A 13532-nucleotide genomic window follows, 5' to 3' on the forward strand; every position below is an offset into this window, starting at 1 on the left:
GCGTCCCCGGTCTTCCATCATCACACGGACCGGGCGCGGGGAGAACCTCTCCGATCGGGCAGGTGCCCGCCCGGCCCGTCCGAGCGGTTCCGCCGTCCCGGCCGGACGGTTTCCGCCGTGAGCTGTTTCGCTTGTGTGACAAGGGAAATACCGTCGGCCGCACACCTCGCCCGTTCGTGAAGGGACACCGCGTGCAGGTCGACGAACTGATCAAGCCGTTCCCGCTCAAGGAGTTCCACCCGATGCCGCGGGCGCTGCTGGGCCCGGGCGCGCATCTTCGAGTCGCTGAATTACCACGGCCTCGACCCGGTGCTCTACGACCAGGTCGAGTCCAACCCCAAGGACTACAACGTGATGGACTCCGTCGCGCTGTACCAGGAGAACGGCTGCGACGGCTTCGTCTCCATCGGGGGCGGCTCCTCGCACGACGCCTGCAAGGGCGCGCGCATCTCGGTGGCGCACGACGGGCGCAACATCCGGGCGGCGACGTGGCCGACCTCGGCGAGGGCGCCGTCGCCGAACATGATCTCCGGTGCGTGGAACTTGGCGATGGTGAGGCCCGCGGGCGGGACGTCGGAACACCCGGCCGGCTGGGTCAGCCCGGTGTCCGGCCAGGCGCCGTCGTCGGCCGCCCGGGAGGGCGAGGGCCGGCGAGTGAGGACCACGGGCACTCCCGATGACGCGTCGGCGTTGACTTCCGGCCAGGCTACCTCGCGGTCCCGGTGGTCCGACCCGTCCGATCGGGTAGGTCGGCCCACTCCGGCAGCCGCGCGCCGTGCAGGCCCCGGTAGGCCGCGCGCTCCGGCTCGCGCCAGCCTTCCAGCAGGTCGGAGCGGGGTTTGTACACCTCGACGCCGATCGGGTGGCAGACGTCGATCGGGTCGCGGGCGCCCGGCCCCCACAGCGGGATCGAGAGGTCGCCGCCCGGGCAGGTGGACAGTGCGCACAGCAGGTCCAGCTCGGCGAAGAACTCGAAGTGGTCGCCCGGGCGCGCGGGACAGGTTTTCATGAAGTAGCGGTCCTCGTCGTTGAGCCCGGTGCACTGGAAGACGTTCAGGACGTCGTGCACGTCGAACTCGGTGAGCCCGAACGGCGCGACCGCGCGCACGAGGTTCGAGTGGCAGTGGAAGTCGAAGTCGTCGCCGGTGAGCATCCGGTTGACGTACGGGTCGCAGCGGGTGCCGAGCAGGTCGTGCACGCGGCCGCCGTCCGCGTCTTCGCCGTGGTCTTCGAGGGTGTCGGCGGTGATCGTCGCGAGCGGGCGGAGGAAGGGCAGCGTCGACCAGAGCCGGTCGAAGGTGCTGACGTGGGCGCGCTGGAGCTGCCGGGTGCGCGCGGCCCAGAAGCGTTCGCGGGGGTCGGCGGCGTTCCACAGGTTGAGGTCGCCGACCTGCGGGCCTTCGACGGTGACGAGCCGGCAGAGGTGGCCTTTCGGGACCCGCCAGGCGCGGCCCGAGCGGATCGGGACCTCGAACGCGTCGACGAGCTCGCGGCCGTCGTCCTCGGCGAGCCGCCGGTAGAACGGCCGGTCGACGTCGAGCGCGCGGCCCTGGTAGGCGGCTGGGGGCATCGGGGTCTCCCTCGTGCGGTGTGGATGCCGCTCCAGCATGCCCCGGCTACGCACGGTGGCGTTCGACCACTCGTTCGGCTGCTGGGGGTCGGCCGGTCCGGCTCCTACCGTCGAGGGAGCTCTACTCGTGGGAGGAGTGACCGGCGGTGCTCGTGGCGTTCCAGCGCACCGGCGAGGAGTGGCGCCTGCCCGCGGCGGCGACGCACCTCGTGGGGCTGCTGCGTTCCTGGGGTCCGGGACCGGACCACCTGACGGGTCTGGCACTGACCGGCATCACGGTCCCGAGCCGGCTGGGCCCCCGCTTCGTGGACGCGCTGGTGTTCACCCGGACGGGGGTGGTGGTGATCGCGGCGCACTCACCGGGGGCGGAGAGCGCTTGGGACCCCGGCGAGCGAGCGGGGGCCGGAGTGGAGGCGGCGAAGGGAGCCTTGGCCGCGCACGACGGTGGGCAGTACGTGACGGGGCTGGTCGCGGTGGTGCCGTCGGTGGAGGAGACGCGGGATCGGCTGGCCGAGCCGGCGGGGGATGATCCGGCGGAGCGTTCGTCGCGGCCGGGGGCGATCACGGTGCCGGAGCAGCGTTTGCCGGGGGGAGACGCGGACTGGCGTGGGGCGCAGCCGGGTGACCTGGACGCGGGGCGGCCTGGGAATGGGACGCGGCCCGAAGCAGCTGGGGCGAGCGGGGGCGAACCGGAACAGGCCTGGCGTGAAGCACGTCCCGGCGAACTCGATCCAAGCCGGGCGTGGGACAAGCCCAATCCGAGCGAGTCGGATCCCGGCCAGGCCCGGCGCCAGTCGAGCCCGGGTGAGCCCGGTCAGGGCCAAGCCGGGTGGGAGCCGAACACGAGCGAGCCCGGCCAGGGCCAAGCCGAGTGGGCGCCGAGCCCTGGTGAGCCCGGCGCAGGCCGGGCCTGGCACGAGCCGAACACGAGCGAGCCCGACCGGCGTCAAGCCGGGCACGAACCGATCTCCGGCCCGCCGGCCCCACCCTGGCTCGGCACCGATTCCGTCCCCGGGGTGGCCGTCGTCCTCGCCGACCCTCGCGGCCTCCGGCGGATCATCGGCCAGCACAACCGATGGCGGACCGTCTGGTCGGCCGACGACGTCCTCGACGCCTGCTACGCCCTCTCCCTCGCCCACCTCGCTCCGCCGCGGGCCGCGCTGCTCGCCGATGGCTTTCCCGCCCGCGTCGTGGCGCGAGAGCGAGTGCCCCAGCTGCCCGCCGTCCTGCCGCTGCCGCTGCCGTTGCCGCCCGAGCCGGCGCCCGCGGTCGTCGAGGATGAGCCCGGGCCGAGGATCCCCGCTCCGCGTGGCCATTCCGTCTTCCCACGTCAGCGGCCGATCCGGCAGGTGCCCTGGGGCCTGGTCTTCGTGCTGACCCTGCTCGTCACCGTGGGCGTGATCGCCGCCGTTTTCGTGGCGCAGGTCTTCCATGGCTCGTGAATTTCGCGCCAACTAGGCCATCTGCACCGTTTCGCGGCCGCGTCTCCTGGGCACCTCCCGGCAGACGTGAAAGGGGTTCACGATGCCGCGCACCCGAGCGCTCGTCCTGCTGGCCGTCCTCGCGGGCGCGTCCCTCACCGGCTGCAAGGTGCCCGACGGACTGGCGTCGGGCACCCAGCCCGCCGGGACCGGGACCGCCGCCGCACCGCCGATCGCGCCCGCCGAAGCGCGGACGCAGCTGGGGCAGCTCAAGGTCGCCGTGCGCGGCACCATGGACGGCTACAGCCGCGAGAAGTTCCCGCACTGGGACAAGGTCGACGGTGCCTGCGACACCCGCGAGCAGGTCCTCAAGCGCGACGGCAAGGACGTGAAGACCGACGCGCAGTGCGCCGCCAAGTCCGGGACCTGGGTCAGCGCCTACGACGGCGAGACCTGGACGAAAGCGTCCGATGTGGACATCGACCACATGGTGCCCCTCGGCCAGGCCTGGGTGAGCGGCGCGAAGTCCTGGACCCAGGAGCGCCGTGAGCAGTTCGCGAACGACCTGATCCGCCCGCAGCTGCACGCGGTCACCGACAACCTCAACGAGCAGAAGAGCGACAAGGCCCCGGACCAGTGGAAGCCGCCGCTGGTCTCCTACTGGTGCACCTACGCCACCGACTGGATCGTGGTCAAGAGCAACTACGGCCTCACGATCACCGTCCCGGAGAAGACGGCGCTGGAAAGCATGCTCCAGCACTGCTAGAACGTGCGCGCCGCGGCCACCGCCTGCCCGGCGTACGACCGTCCGAACAGGACGGTGTGCACGAGCAGCGGGAACAGCTGGTGCAGCCCGATCCGCCCGGCCCAGCCTTCGGCCAGGGGCGTGACCTCCTCGTACGCGCCCAGCACGCTGCCGAGGTGCGGGCAGCCGAACAGGTGCAGCATGGCCAGGTCCGTCTCGCGGTGCCCGCCGTGGGCGGCCGGGTCGATCAGCCACGCCTCGCGGCCGTCCCACAGGACGTTGCCGGTCCACAGGTCGCCGTGCAACCGGGCCGGCGGCTCGGCCGAGGCCGGGATGCGCTCGCACGCGCGCTCGAACAGCGTCACGTCGTCCGTGTCGAAAGTCCCCGCGTCGAACGCCCGCCGGACGTAGGGCAGCACGCGGTGCGCCGCGTACCAGGACGCCCAGTCCTCGCCGGGCACGTTCGCCATCGGTGCCCGGCCGATCCACGCGTCGGCGGGCCCGCCCGGGGGAGCGGCGCCGAACGCCGGCGCCCCGGCCGCGTGCAGCCGAGCCAAGCCGCGCCCGAGCCGTTCGGCCGCCGGCGCCGAAGACCGGCCCGCGGTGACGCGCTCGACGACCAGCAGGTTCTCGTCGTGGCCGGCCACCGACGGCACCGGAACCGCCTTGGCCGAAGCCAGCCAGCGCAGGCCCGCCGCCTCGGCCGCGATCGCGCCCGGTCCGTGCCCGCGCTTGACCACGACCACGCGGCCGTCGTCGAGGACGGCTTCACGAAGATCCCCCGCCATCGGACGCCACTCGGTGACGGAGTGCCCGGTGAGGCGGGCCATGGGCACGGTCATGTCCCGCACGCTACCGGCGCGCTACGGTGGGCCGGTGCAGGACTTCGAACGGGTGCTCGGCGAGCTGGCGGACGTCGAACGGTCCGAGGCCCGCGACTACTCGTCGTTCAGCGTGCGCGGCAAGCGGTTCGGGTACTACTGGCCGCGGACGCGGACCCTCGGCCTGAAGCAGACGATCTCCGAGCAGCTCGCCCTGGTCTCCGAACGCCCCGACGTCTTCGAGGTGCAGTTCACCGCGGGCGGCTTCGGCTGGGTCGTCGTGTACCTCGACGGCGTCGAGCCCGACGAGGTCGCCGAGCTGATCTACGAGGCCTGGCGGCTCTCGGCCCCGGAGGAGCTGGTCGCCGAGGTCCCCTTCACCAGGATCGCCCGCGCGTAGAGCAGGTCGAAGCCCTGCCGTTGCACGTTCTCGTGCGACTTCGAGCCCGGTTGCGTCGTGACGACGGCGACGTCGCAGCCGGCCTCGGCCGCCGCCGCGAGCCGAGCGCGCAGGAGCGCCGTCTGCACCCCGCGACGGCGGTGGGCCGGCACGGTCGCCGCGCCGGTGAACTGCGCGATCCCGTCGGTGACGCGGAAGCTCGCGCCGCCGGCGAAATCGCCGCCGCGCCACGCGGCGTACCGGGTCACCCCGGCCATGTCCCGCATCGCGTTGACGACGGTCTCGCGCGGGAACTCCTCGTGCGATGGCAGGCCTTCGGTGTCGGCCACCGCGACGGCGTCGGCGACTTCGGACAGCCACCGCTCCAGCTCGTCGTCGCGGCTGAGCCGGACGTCGTCGGGGAAGTCAAAGCCGCCCGGCCGCCGGCCCAGCACGTTCTCGAACGACTCCAGCCGGTAGCCGCGCTGGGTGAAGAACACGCCCAGCGCGGAGTCGGCCAGCTCGCACAGCTCGACCTGCACCGGCGCGCCCAGCTCGGCGAACGCGGCTTCGACCTCGTCGAGCGAGGCGGCGGACGGCAGGCCGTCGAAGCCCAGTCCGATGATCTTGTTGAACGGCGAGTCCGCTTCGGCGAAGCTGGCGACGCCACCGGCGAACGGCCGCGCGAACCCGACCGCATCACCCCGGCGTGCCCGCGCGGCGTCGCTGCTTTCCGCCGTCAGCCGCGCCTCGGCACGTTCGATCCGCGCGGCCAGCGCGATGTCGCAGAAGAGTCGTTCCCCGCCCATGCGCCCAGCGTGCCGGACGCAGGGGCGGGGAACCAACCGGTTTAGCCCTCGACGCGGTGCGAGGCCCAGAACGAGGTCAGGTCGGTCGACCCGGCCGCCGCCTGCGCCGCGGCCTTGAACTCGGCCGTCGTCGACACGCCGTACCAGTGCGACTGCGCGTACGACTTCAGCAGGTTCGCCATCGCCGTGTCGCCGATCGTCCGCCGCAGGTCGTGCAGCGTGCACTTGCCGTAGTTGTAGACGACCGTCGAGTACCGGGACGAATGCGCGTCCCAGTAAGCCATCGAGTTGGTCAGCTTCTCCGCGCTCGACTGCCAGGTGATGCCGCAGCCGCTGCCGGTGATCCCGCGGTAGAGGTCGGTGGCGTAGTCGGTGAAGCTCTCGTCCAGCCACGGTGAGTTGTACTCGTCGTCGCCGACGATCCCGTAGAACCACTGGTGCGCCAGCTCGTGCGGGAGCGCCGTGGTCGACACGAGGTCGAGCACGAAGCCCGGGTACTCCATGCCGCCGAACCAGAAGTTGTTGTCCAGCACCACGTCCACCTCGCCGTACGGGTAGTCGCCGAAGCGGCCCGAGTGGACGTCGATGGAGTCGGCGGCCAGGCTCAGCATCTGGTTGGCGCTGCTGGTGGAGATCCCGCTGACCGAGTACACGTTGACCCGCACGCCCTTGCCGGACGTCGTGGTGATCTTCGCGAACGGCCCCGAAGCCCACGCGAAGTCACGCACCTTCGACGCGGTCGCGTGCGTGGTCGTCGTGGTGCCGCTGGTCGTCTCGGTCGACGAGCCGGTGGCCGGGGTCAGCAGGGACGTCGGGTGCACGAGCGTGACGTCGAAGTCGCCGATCACGGTGTAGAACGACTCGCCGTTGTTGGTGTAGGGGTCGAGGTGCCAGCCCGCGCCGTCGCGGACCGCGAGCACCGGCAGCGCGTTGCCGATCATGTTGTACGCGCCGTCGTGGCCGAACCGGTCGGCGCCGCTGGGCACGACGATGCTCAGGTCGAAGCCGATGGTCGCCGACTGGCCCTGGGCCAGCGGGCTCGGCAGCGTGACCTTCATGGCGGTGCAGTTGACGCTCAGCGCCGACGCCGTGCCGCCGGTGACGTTCGTGACCGTGATCGGCGTCGTCGGGCAGCTGCCGTGGTAGTTGTCCCACAGCCGCAGGTAGACCTCGGGCAGCGCGGACGCCGAGCCGTTGGTGAAGCTCACGCTCTGGTGGCCGGTCCACGTGGTGCCGGAGCTGTCCGACGTCAGGTTCACCGTGTAGGCGGGGTTGATCGGCGTGCGCGTCGAGTCCGCGGGCGCCGTCGTGATCGTCCAGGCGAACGTGGCGCTGCCGCTGTTGCCGGCCGGGTCCTTGGCCGTCACGGTCACCGACGACGTCCCGGCGGTGGTCGGGGTGCCGGTGATCTTGCCCGTGCTCGCGCCGATCGCCAGCCCGGCGGGCAGCCCGGTCGCGGTGTAGGTCAGGGCGTCGTTCTGCGGGTCGGTGGCCTGGACCTGCACCGACACGGCCTGGCCGACGGCGCTCGACTGGGCGCCCGGCGAGGTCACGACCGGCGACTGCGGGTTGCTCGTGCCCGTCGTGGTCAGCGAGAAGTCGTCGAGGAGGAAGTTGGTCGCGAGGCTCGAGTCCTCGGCGCCGGTGATCTTGAGGGTGACGGTCTGGCCCAGGTAGCGCGACACGTCGACGGTGCGCTGGACGTACCCGGTGTTCTTGTCGAGGTTCGAGTAGCTCGCGAGGGTGTCGGTACCCGCCTGCACCGTCAGCTTGTCGTAGGCGGTGGAGGTCGTCGTCTCCTTGGTGTCGACGTGCGCCCACCACGACAGTGACGCCGAAGCGCAGCCGGCCGGGAGGGTCAGCGCCTGGGACAGGGTGTCGGTGTGCGTGCTGCCGTAGCCGTCCAGCCAGGCGTCCATCGTCCCGCCGTGCGCGGGCTCCGCCGTGGTGGCGGCGGAGATCACGCCACTGGTCTGGGTCCACGGGGCGGTACCGCTCTCGAACCCGCCGTTGCCGACGACCTGGTCACCGCAGACCGCGGCGGCCTCGGCCGGCGCGGCGACGACGACTGTGCCCAGCAGGCCCACGGCCACACTGAGCGCAGCAGAAAGCACCCTCGATCTCATGGGGGGAGTCCTTTCCCGGCCCCGCCCGTCGGGGCCAGGAGAAAGCTTCCGCCGCCACCGGGGCGGCAACAACCCGCCATGAGTCGGGTTCCGCGTCAGGCCTGCTGGAGCACGTTGAGGAGGATGAAGAGGAGCACGAGCGCGCCGGCCACCGCGAGCAGGGCCGAAACCCCGGACCGGATCATCTCCCCGAACCCCTTGGCGGTGCGGGCCCGGTAGGCGGAGTAGTTGGCGCGGGCCTCGCGGGCGCTGTGGACGCGGCTGCCGACGAACAGCCCGGCGCCCAGGGCGAGCAGAACGGCGAGGAAAACGGACACGAGAGGATCCTTTCGGGGTTCGGGAACGAGGAACGGCCTCATTACTAGACCCGACGGACGCGCCGCGCCATGGCTTTTGGCCAACTCGTTTCCGGGCCGGTCGGCCCTGGTGGGACGCACGTCCCGCGTTCCTCGGAAAGCGGTGGCGGTGAGCCGACGGTATCCGTGGTCCTCCGTGCCACGCAAGGAGTTTTCGGTGGCTCAGGCCTCGGTCGCGAGTCCTTTGTGTCGTTCCCGCAATTCGCGCTTCACGATCTTTCCGCTGGGATTCTTGGGAAGCCGGTCCGTGAACACGACGTACTTGGGACATTTGTAACCGGCGAGGTGTGCCTTTGCGTGGTCGATCACTTGCGCAGCGTCGAGAACGACGCCTTCGCGGGGCACGACGGCCGCCGTCACCGCTTCGATCCAGTGTGGATGGCCGATCCCGAAGACGGCGACCTCGGCGACACCGTCGAGCAGGTACAACGCTTCTTCGACCTCGCGGCTCGCGACGTTCTCGCCGCCGGTCTTGATCATGTCCTTCTTGCGGTCCACGACGGACAGGTAACCGTCGTCGTCGACGACGCCGAGGTCGCCCGAGTGGAACCAGCCGGCGCGGAAGGCCTCGGCGGTCTTGGCGTCGTCGCGGTAGTAGCCGAGGGTGGCGTGCGGGCTCCGATGCACGATCTCGCCGATCTCGCCCGGCGCCACGGGATTGTCCTCGTCGTCGACGATGCGCGTCTCGACGTTGAGCGAGGGCCGTCCCGCCGAGCCGGCGCGGTCGAGCTGTTCGTGCGGGCGCAGGATCGTGGCCAGCGGCGCCATCTCCGTCTGGCCGTAGAAGTTCCACAGCTCGACGCCGGGCAGGCGGCGGCGCAGCTCGCGCAGGACCTCGACCGGCATCGCGGACGCGCCGTAGTACCCCTTGCGCAGGCTGGACAGGTCGGTGCGGTCGAAGTTTTCGTGGCGCAGCAGGGAGATCCACACCGTCGGCGGCGCGAACAGCTTCGTCGCGCGCTCGCGCTCGACGGCGGCGAGCAGCGCGGCGGGCTCCGGACCGGGCAGGATCACGCTGGTCGCGCCGAGGTAGACGTCGACGGAGAAGAAGCAGTCCAGCTGGGCGCAGTGGTAGAGCGGCAGCGAGTGCACCTCGACGTCGTCGGCGCTCATGCCGCCGTCGATGACGCACGAGACGTACTGCGCGATGAGCGACCGGCTCGACAGGAGCACACCCTTGGGCCGCGACTCGGTGCCCGAGGTGTACATGATCCGCAGCGGGTCGTCGTCGGCGACGAGGACGCCGGGTGCGGTGTCGTCCCCTTCGGACAGCCAGGGCCCGATGTCCTCCCACGTACCGCCGCCGCTCTTCGGGATGCGGCCGCGGACGACGTCGCCCAGGTCCGCCAGCTCGAGGGCCTCGGCGGCGGTCGGTTCGAGGGCGTCTTCGGCGACGAACGCCGTGACCTCGGCGTGGCGGAGGATGTAGGCGATCTCGTCGGCGCCGAGCATGAAGTTGACCGGCACGAGGAGGACGCCGAGCTTGGCGGTGGCGAACGCGAGAACGCCGTACTGGAAGCAGTTGTGGCTCAGCAGCGCGAGCCGGTCACCCTTGCGCAGGCCGCGGGCGGCGAGGGCGTGGGCACAGCGGTTGGCGGCGGCCTCGAACTCGGCGAAAGTCAGCTTCGCGCTCCCGTCGACGACGGCGAGCTTGTCCGGCAGCCGCAAGGCGGTCCGGCGGAGCAGATCGCCGAGCGAGTGCTGCCGGGCGCGGTCGACGAGGTGCTGATCCATCCCGGCAGTCTCGGCCGCACCACGGCGGTGCGCAAGCCACGGCAGACCGCTCAGCGGGCGCTGTCGTCGATCTGCACGGGGTAGCCGGCGCGCAGGACGGCGATCGTGGCGGGCGGGGTCAGCACCGGGACGGTTCCTGCCGTGGGCAGCTGCTGTTTCCGGCCGTAGCCCGCCGTCGTCCAGGCGGTGAGGTGCCCGTCGACCTTGAGCTCGGGGTGCTCGCCGCGCAGCACGAAGACGCCGTCCGGGAGATCGGCCCAGTCCCGTTCGTGGAGGCGTCTCGCGTGGGTGCCGCGGACCAGTCGCTCGGAGTGCAGCCGCCGGTTCATCGCGGTCGCCGAAGGCGTGCCGGGCCAGGCGTCGCGGTAGGCGTCGTAGGCGGGCCGGCGGCACTCGCCGCAGGGCCGGTGCCCGGCGGCGAACGAGACGGCCTCGTCGTGGAAGTACAGGTGCGTGTAGCGGTGGGGGAGCCACTGCTCGCGCCACCGGTTCTTGAACGTGAGTGCGCAGGTGATCCACAGGTCGCCGCCGTGGAAGCGGACGATCTCGTGGCCGCGGTGCAGGACGCCCCGGTTGCCGGTCCAGGCGCCGCGCAGCGGGATGTCGACGATGTCGCCGGTGGGGGTCACGCGGTTGCGCACCGGCGGCCTCGCTTTCCGGAGTGGCGGTCCGCGCGGACGCACCGCAGAATGCGCGCATGCAGCCGACGGTCGTCCGGGTGGCGCGCGTGGCCGACCCGGCCGGGCCCGCCGACGGCGTCCGCGTGCTCGTGGAGCGGCTCTGGCCGCGCGGTACCGCCCGCACGGCCGTGGTCCTGGACGGCTGGTACCGCGGACTGGCCCCGTCCGACGAGCTGCGCACGTGGTACGGCCACGATCCTTCGCGGTTCGCGGAGTTCGCCGAGCGCTACCGGGCAGAGCTGCGCGAGACCGACCGCGCGGCGGCCCTGGATCGGCTGCGCGAGCTGGCGGCCGGGGGACCGGTCACGTTGCTGACGGCGAGCGGGTCCCCGGCGATCAGCCAGGCGGCCGTTTTGGCGGAAGTTCTCACCGGCGAGGGGTGACGTCGCGGGCGGGGTCGGCGAGCTGGCGAAGATCGAATCCGCCACCCCGCGAACATGGCCCTTCACGACCGCGCGCCGCCTTCGGAGCCGCTGGCGGTCGTGGTCACCGTCGCGGTCGCCGTGCCCAGCGTGTCGTGGCGGGCGGTCAGCGTCAGCGTTCCCGGTGGACCCGCGAACGGGCGCAGCCACACCGCCGCCGCGCCGCCCGTCGCTCCCAGGTCCACCGTGGTGTCGCCCACCAGCTCGCCCGGGCCGGTGAGGGCCAGCGTCACCTGGCCGGTCGCGCCCGCGCGCAGCGTGCCGAAGCGGTCCAAAGCGGACACCACGACCCGGGTCGCGTCGCCGCCGTCGGCGCGCAGCTGGGTGTCGTCCGGGACGCAGCCCAGCACGTCGCGGGTCCGGTCGCCGCTGAAGCGACGCGACACGACCAGCCGGTCGCCCACGTAACCGTCGATGCGCAGCTGGGGTCGCCGTCCGCGCGGCACCGTCAGGTCGACGGCGAACGGCGGGTGCTTCAGGTGCGGGAGCTCCGCGCGACGGCTCCGCGCCTCACCGGCGGGCTGATCGTCGAGGAACAGCAGGAGCCGGTCGCAGTTCGACCAGATCGTCGCGGCCCGTCCCGGTCCGGCCGGCGACGCCGTGAAGTCCCAGGCGAAACCCGGCTCGACGACGGCCCGCACCCGCGGGTCACCCTGCGACGCGTAGAACGCCGCCGCGGGCTTGGGGATCCGGAAGAAGTCGGCCACCCCGGCGTACTTCGACCCGCCCACCGAGCGCTGCCAGCCCGACGGGTAGTCGAACGCGCACCACGCGAGCAGCCCGCAGTAGCGGTCGTCGGCGGCGGCCAGGTCGTGGGCCTTCGCGTGCAGCTCGGCCTGCAGCTGCTGGGTCGCCGGCGGGTCGATCCGGCGGTACGCGCGAACCCCGGCGATGGTGCCGATCGTCTCCGTGACCAGGTACGGGACCCCGGCGCGCGGCGGGCGCAGCTGGAAGGGCGCGCCGCGACGAGCCGTGTAGTCGTTGTACGCCAGGATCTCGACGTCGCTGCCGGCGTACCGGGCGCCCGTGGTGGTGGCCAGCGCGCCGCTCGTGGGCCGCGACGGGTCGAGCTTCCGCGCGAGCTTCCCGGTCCGGTCGTACATGGCCGTCGTGCCGTTGGCCTCGTTCACGCGGGTGCCCCACACGATGATGCTCGGGTGGTTGCGGTCCCGGATGATCATCCCCGAAACGTCTCGGAAGTTCTGCTGCTGCCAGGCGGCGTCCCCGATCCGGCCCCAGCCGGGGATCTCCTCCCAGACCAGCAGGCCCAGCTCGTCGCACGCGTCGAGGAACGCGCTCGACTGCGGGTAGTGCGAGCAGCGGACCATCGTGCAGTTCAGCTCGCGCCGCAGGATCTCGGCGTCCCGGCGTTGGACGCGGTCCGGCATCGCCCCGCCGGCGAACGGGTACCACTGGTGGCGGTTGAGGCCGACCAGCTTGAGCCGCCGCCCGTTGAGGAAGAAGCCGTCCGGGGTGAACTCCGCTTCGCGGAAGCCGACCCGCACGACCTGCTGGTCGAGCGCCCGCGGCCCGGACCGGACGCTGACGACGACGTCGCAGAGCGCGGGGTCCTCGACGTCCCACAGCCGGACCGCGCCGAGGCCGCCGACGTCGAACTCGACGGTCCTGGTGCCGACCGGCATCGGCGCGACGGTGGTACCGCCGCGGGCGAGCTCCCGCCCGGCCTGCCGCACCGACGCCGTCACCTGCAGCGGCTCGCCGAGCGCGACCGTCGTGTCCAGTTCGCACGTCAGGTGCAGGGACCGACCGGGACCCAGGACGTCGACCGGGCGGGCGAAGACGTCGGCCAGCCGCGTCCGCGGCACGGTGCCGATCGAGGCGGGCCGGTAGATCCCGGCCGGCTGGTAGAAGTCGATCGCCGACGGGCCGGCGGCACTCGGCAGGTTGGGCGGGACGTCGAGCTGCCAGCGCCCGTCGACGACCACGGCGAGGACGTTGTCGCCCATCGTCACCTGCGGAAGCTCGACTTCGAAGGGCAGGTAACCGCCTTCGTGGGTCGCGACGAGCCCGCCGTTGAGGTAGACCGCCGCGTTGGTCATGACGCCGTCGAAGCGGGCCCGTACGCGTTCGGCGGTCATCGCCGCGGTCACGGTGAAGTGCTTGCGGTAGATCCACCGGTCCTGCCACGACGGCGGCTGCCAGCCGGTCCACGAAAGCGGCGTCACGCAGTGGGGGAGCTGCACCGGCGAGAGGTCGATCTCGTCGAACTCGAGATCCGCGCAGCCGTCCTCATACCGCCCGAACAACCAGAAATCGCCCAGCCGCACGGCATCCGGGTCCGGCTCACCGAGCCCGGCCGACCCGGCAACGGTCCCGACGGCGGCCACCCCGAGCAGCGCGGCCCCGCCCGCGGCGAGGAACCCGCGCCGCGTCAGGCGCGGCTTGGCCTCGGCCATCGACGACCTCCGTGCTCGGTGTCCCACCTCGGTAATCGCTTCTCACGGCTTA

The 13532-nt window shown here is 72.1% G+C and carries 12 protein-coding genes and 1 pseudogene; 5 read left to right on the forward strand and 8 right to left on the reverse strand.

Features of this window, described 5'->3' with window-relative positions; all coding sequences use genetic code 11:
* Window positions 1–191: 191 nt before the first annotated feature.
* Window positions 192–477 (forward strand): annotated as a pseudogene (locus tag AA23TX_RS50950) (iron-containing alcohol dehydrogenase); the annotation flags it as partial.
* Between the two features lie 229 nt (window positions 478–706).
* Here the strand turns inward: AA23TX_RS50950 and AA23TX_RS19150 are convergent.
* Window positions 707–1570, reverse strand: coding sequence for an urea carboxylase-associated family protein (locus AA23TX_RS19150; RefSeq protein ID WP_155543857.1), 864 nt, complete (start codon window positions 1568–1570; stop codon window positions 707–709).
* A 146-nt stretch (window positions 1571–1716) separates the two neighbouring features.
* Between AA23TX_RS19150 and AA23TX_RS50775 the strand changes: the two genes are divergently transcribed.
* Window positions 1717–3012: a hypothetical protein gene (locus AA23TX_RS50775; protein ID WP_196425375.1), complete on the forward strand. Its 1296-nt coding sequence runs from the start codon at window positions 1717–1719 to the stop codon at window positions 3010–3012.
* 82 nt (window positions 3013–3094) lie between these two features.
* Window positions 3095–3757, forward strand: coding sequence for an HNH endonuclease family protein (locus AA23TX_RS19160; RefSeq protein WP_155543858.1), 663 nt, complete (start codon window positions 3095–3097; stop codon window positions 3755–3757).
* Here the strand turns inward: AA23TX_RS19160 and AA23TX_RS19165 are convergent.
* Window positions 3754–4578, reverse strand: coding sequence for a fructosamine kinase family protein (locus tag AA23TX_RS19165; protein ID WP_155543859.1), 825 nt, complete (start codon window positions 4576–4578; stop codon window positions 3754–3756). The two genes, AA23TX_RS19160 and AA23TX_RS19165, sit on opposite strands and share 4 nt — an antisense overlap.
* On the opposite strand from AA23TX_RS19165, the gene AA23TX_RS19170 reads away from it, so the two are divergent.
* Window positions 4577–4957 (forward strand): MmcQ/YjbR family DNA-binding protein, encoded by a 381-nt coding sequence (locus AA23TX_RS19170; protein WP_155543860.1) that lies wholly within the window; start codon window positions 4577–4579, stop codon window positions 4955–4957. The two genes, AA23TX_RS19165 and AA23TX_RS19170, sit on opposite strands and share 2 nt — an antisense overlap.
* Here AA23TX_RS19170 and AA23TX_RS19175 read toward each other — a convergent pair.
* From AA23TX_RS19175 to AA23TX_RS19195, 5 genes are all read right to left on the reverse strand, one after another.
* Entirely contained in the window at window positions 4882–5745 is an 864-nt protein-coding gene (locus tag AA23TX_RS19175) for a GNAT family N-acetyltransferase (protein ID WP_155543861.1), read from the reverse strand. The genes AA23TX_RS19170 and AA23TX_RS19175 overlap by 76 nt on opposite strands.
* 41 nt (window positions 5746–5786) lie before the next feature.
* The gene (locus tag AA23TX_RS19180; protein WP_155544529.1) at window positions 5787–7859 is read right to left on the reverse strand and encodes a putative Ig domain-containing protein; all 2073 of its coding nucleotides are present in this window, start codon (window positions 7857–7859) and stop codon (window positions 5787–5789) included.
* Window positions 7860–7966: 107 nt separating this feature from the next.
* Window positions 7967–8188, reverse strand: a complete 222-nt coding sequence (locus AA23TX_RS19185) for a hypothetical protein (protein WP_155543862.1) — start codon at window positions 8186–8188, stop codon at window positions 7967–7969.
* Between the two features lie 201 nt (window positions 8189–8389).
* Window positions 8390–9961: an acyl-CoA synthetase gene (locus tag AA23TX_RS19190; protein ID WP_155543863.1), complete on the reverse strand. Its 1572-nt coding sequence runs from the start codon at window positions 9959–9961 to the stop codon at window positions 8390–8392.
* 50 nt (window positions 9962–10011) lie between these two features.
* Window positions 10012–10602, reverse strand: a complete 591-nt coding sequence (locus AA23TX_RS19195) for a hypothetical protein (RefSeq protein ID WP_155543864.1) — start codon at window positions 10600–10602, stop codon at window positions 10012–10014.
* Window positions 10603–10658: 56 nt separating this feature from the next.
* Here AA23TX_RS19195 and AA23TX_RS19200 point away from each other — a divergent pair, with 56 nt between their 5' ends.
* Window positions 10659–11024 carry a DUF488 domain-containing protein gene (locus AA23TX_RS19200; RefSeq protein WP_155543865.1) on the forward strand — a complete coding sequence of 122 codons (366 nt, stop codon included), beginning with the start codon at window positions 10659–10661 and terminating at the stop codon, window positions 11022–11024.
* 62 nt (window positions 11025–11086) lie between these two features.
* On the opposite strand, the gene AA23TX_RS19205 is transcribed toward AA23TX_RS19200, so the two are convergent.
* Complete coding sequence (locus AA23TX_RS19205) at window positions 11087–13480, reverse strand: glycoside hydrolase family 2 protein (RefSeq protein WP_155543866.1); 2394 nt, start codon at window positions 13478–13480, stop codon at window positions 11087–11089.
* Between the last annotated feature and the right edge of the window lie 52 nt (window positions 13481–13532).

The sequence above is a fragment of the Amycolatopsis camponoti genome (assembly GCF_902497555.1).
Taxonomy (GTDB): Bacteria; Actinomycetota; Actinomycetes; order Mycobacteriales; family Pseudonocardiaceae; genus Amycolatopsis; species Amycolatopsis camponoti.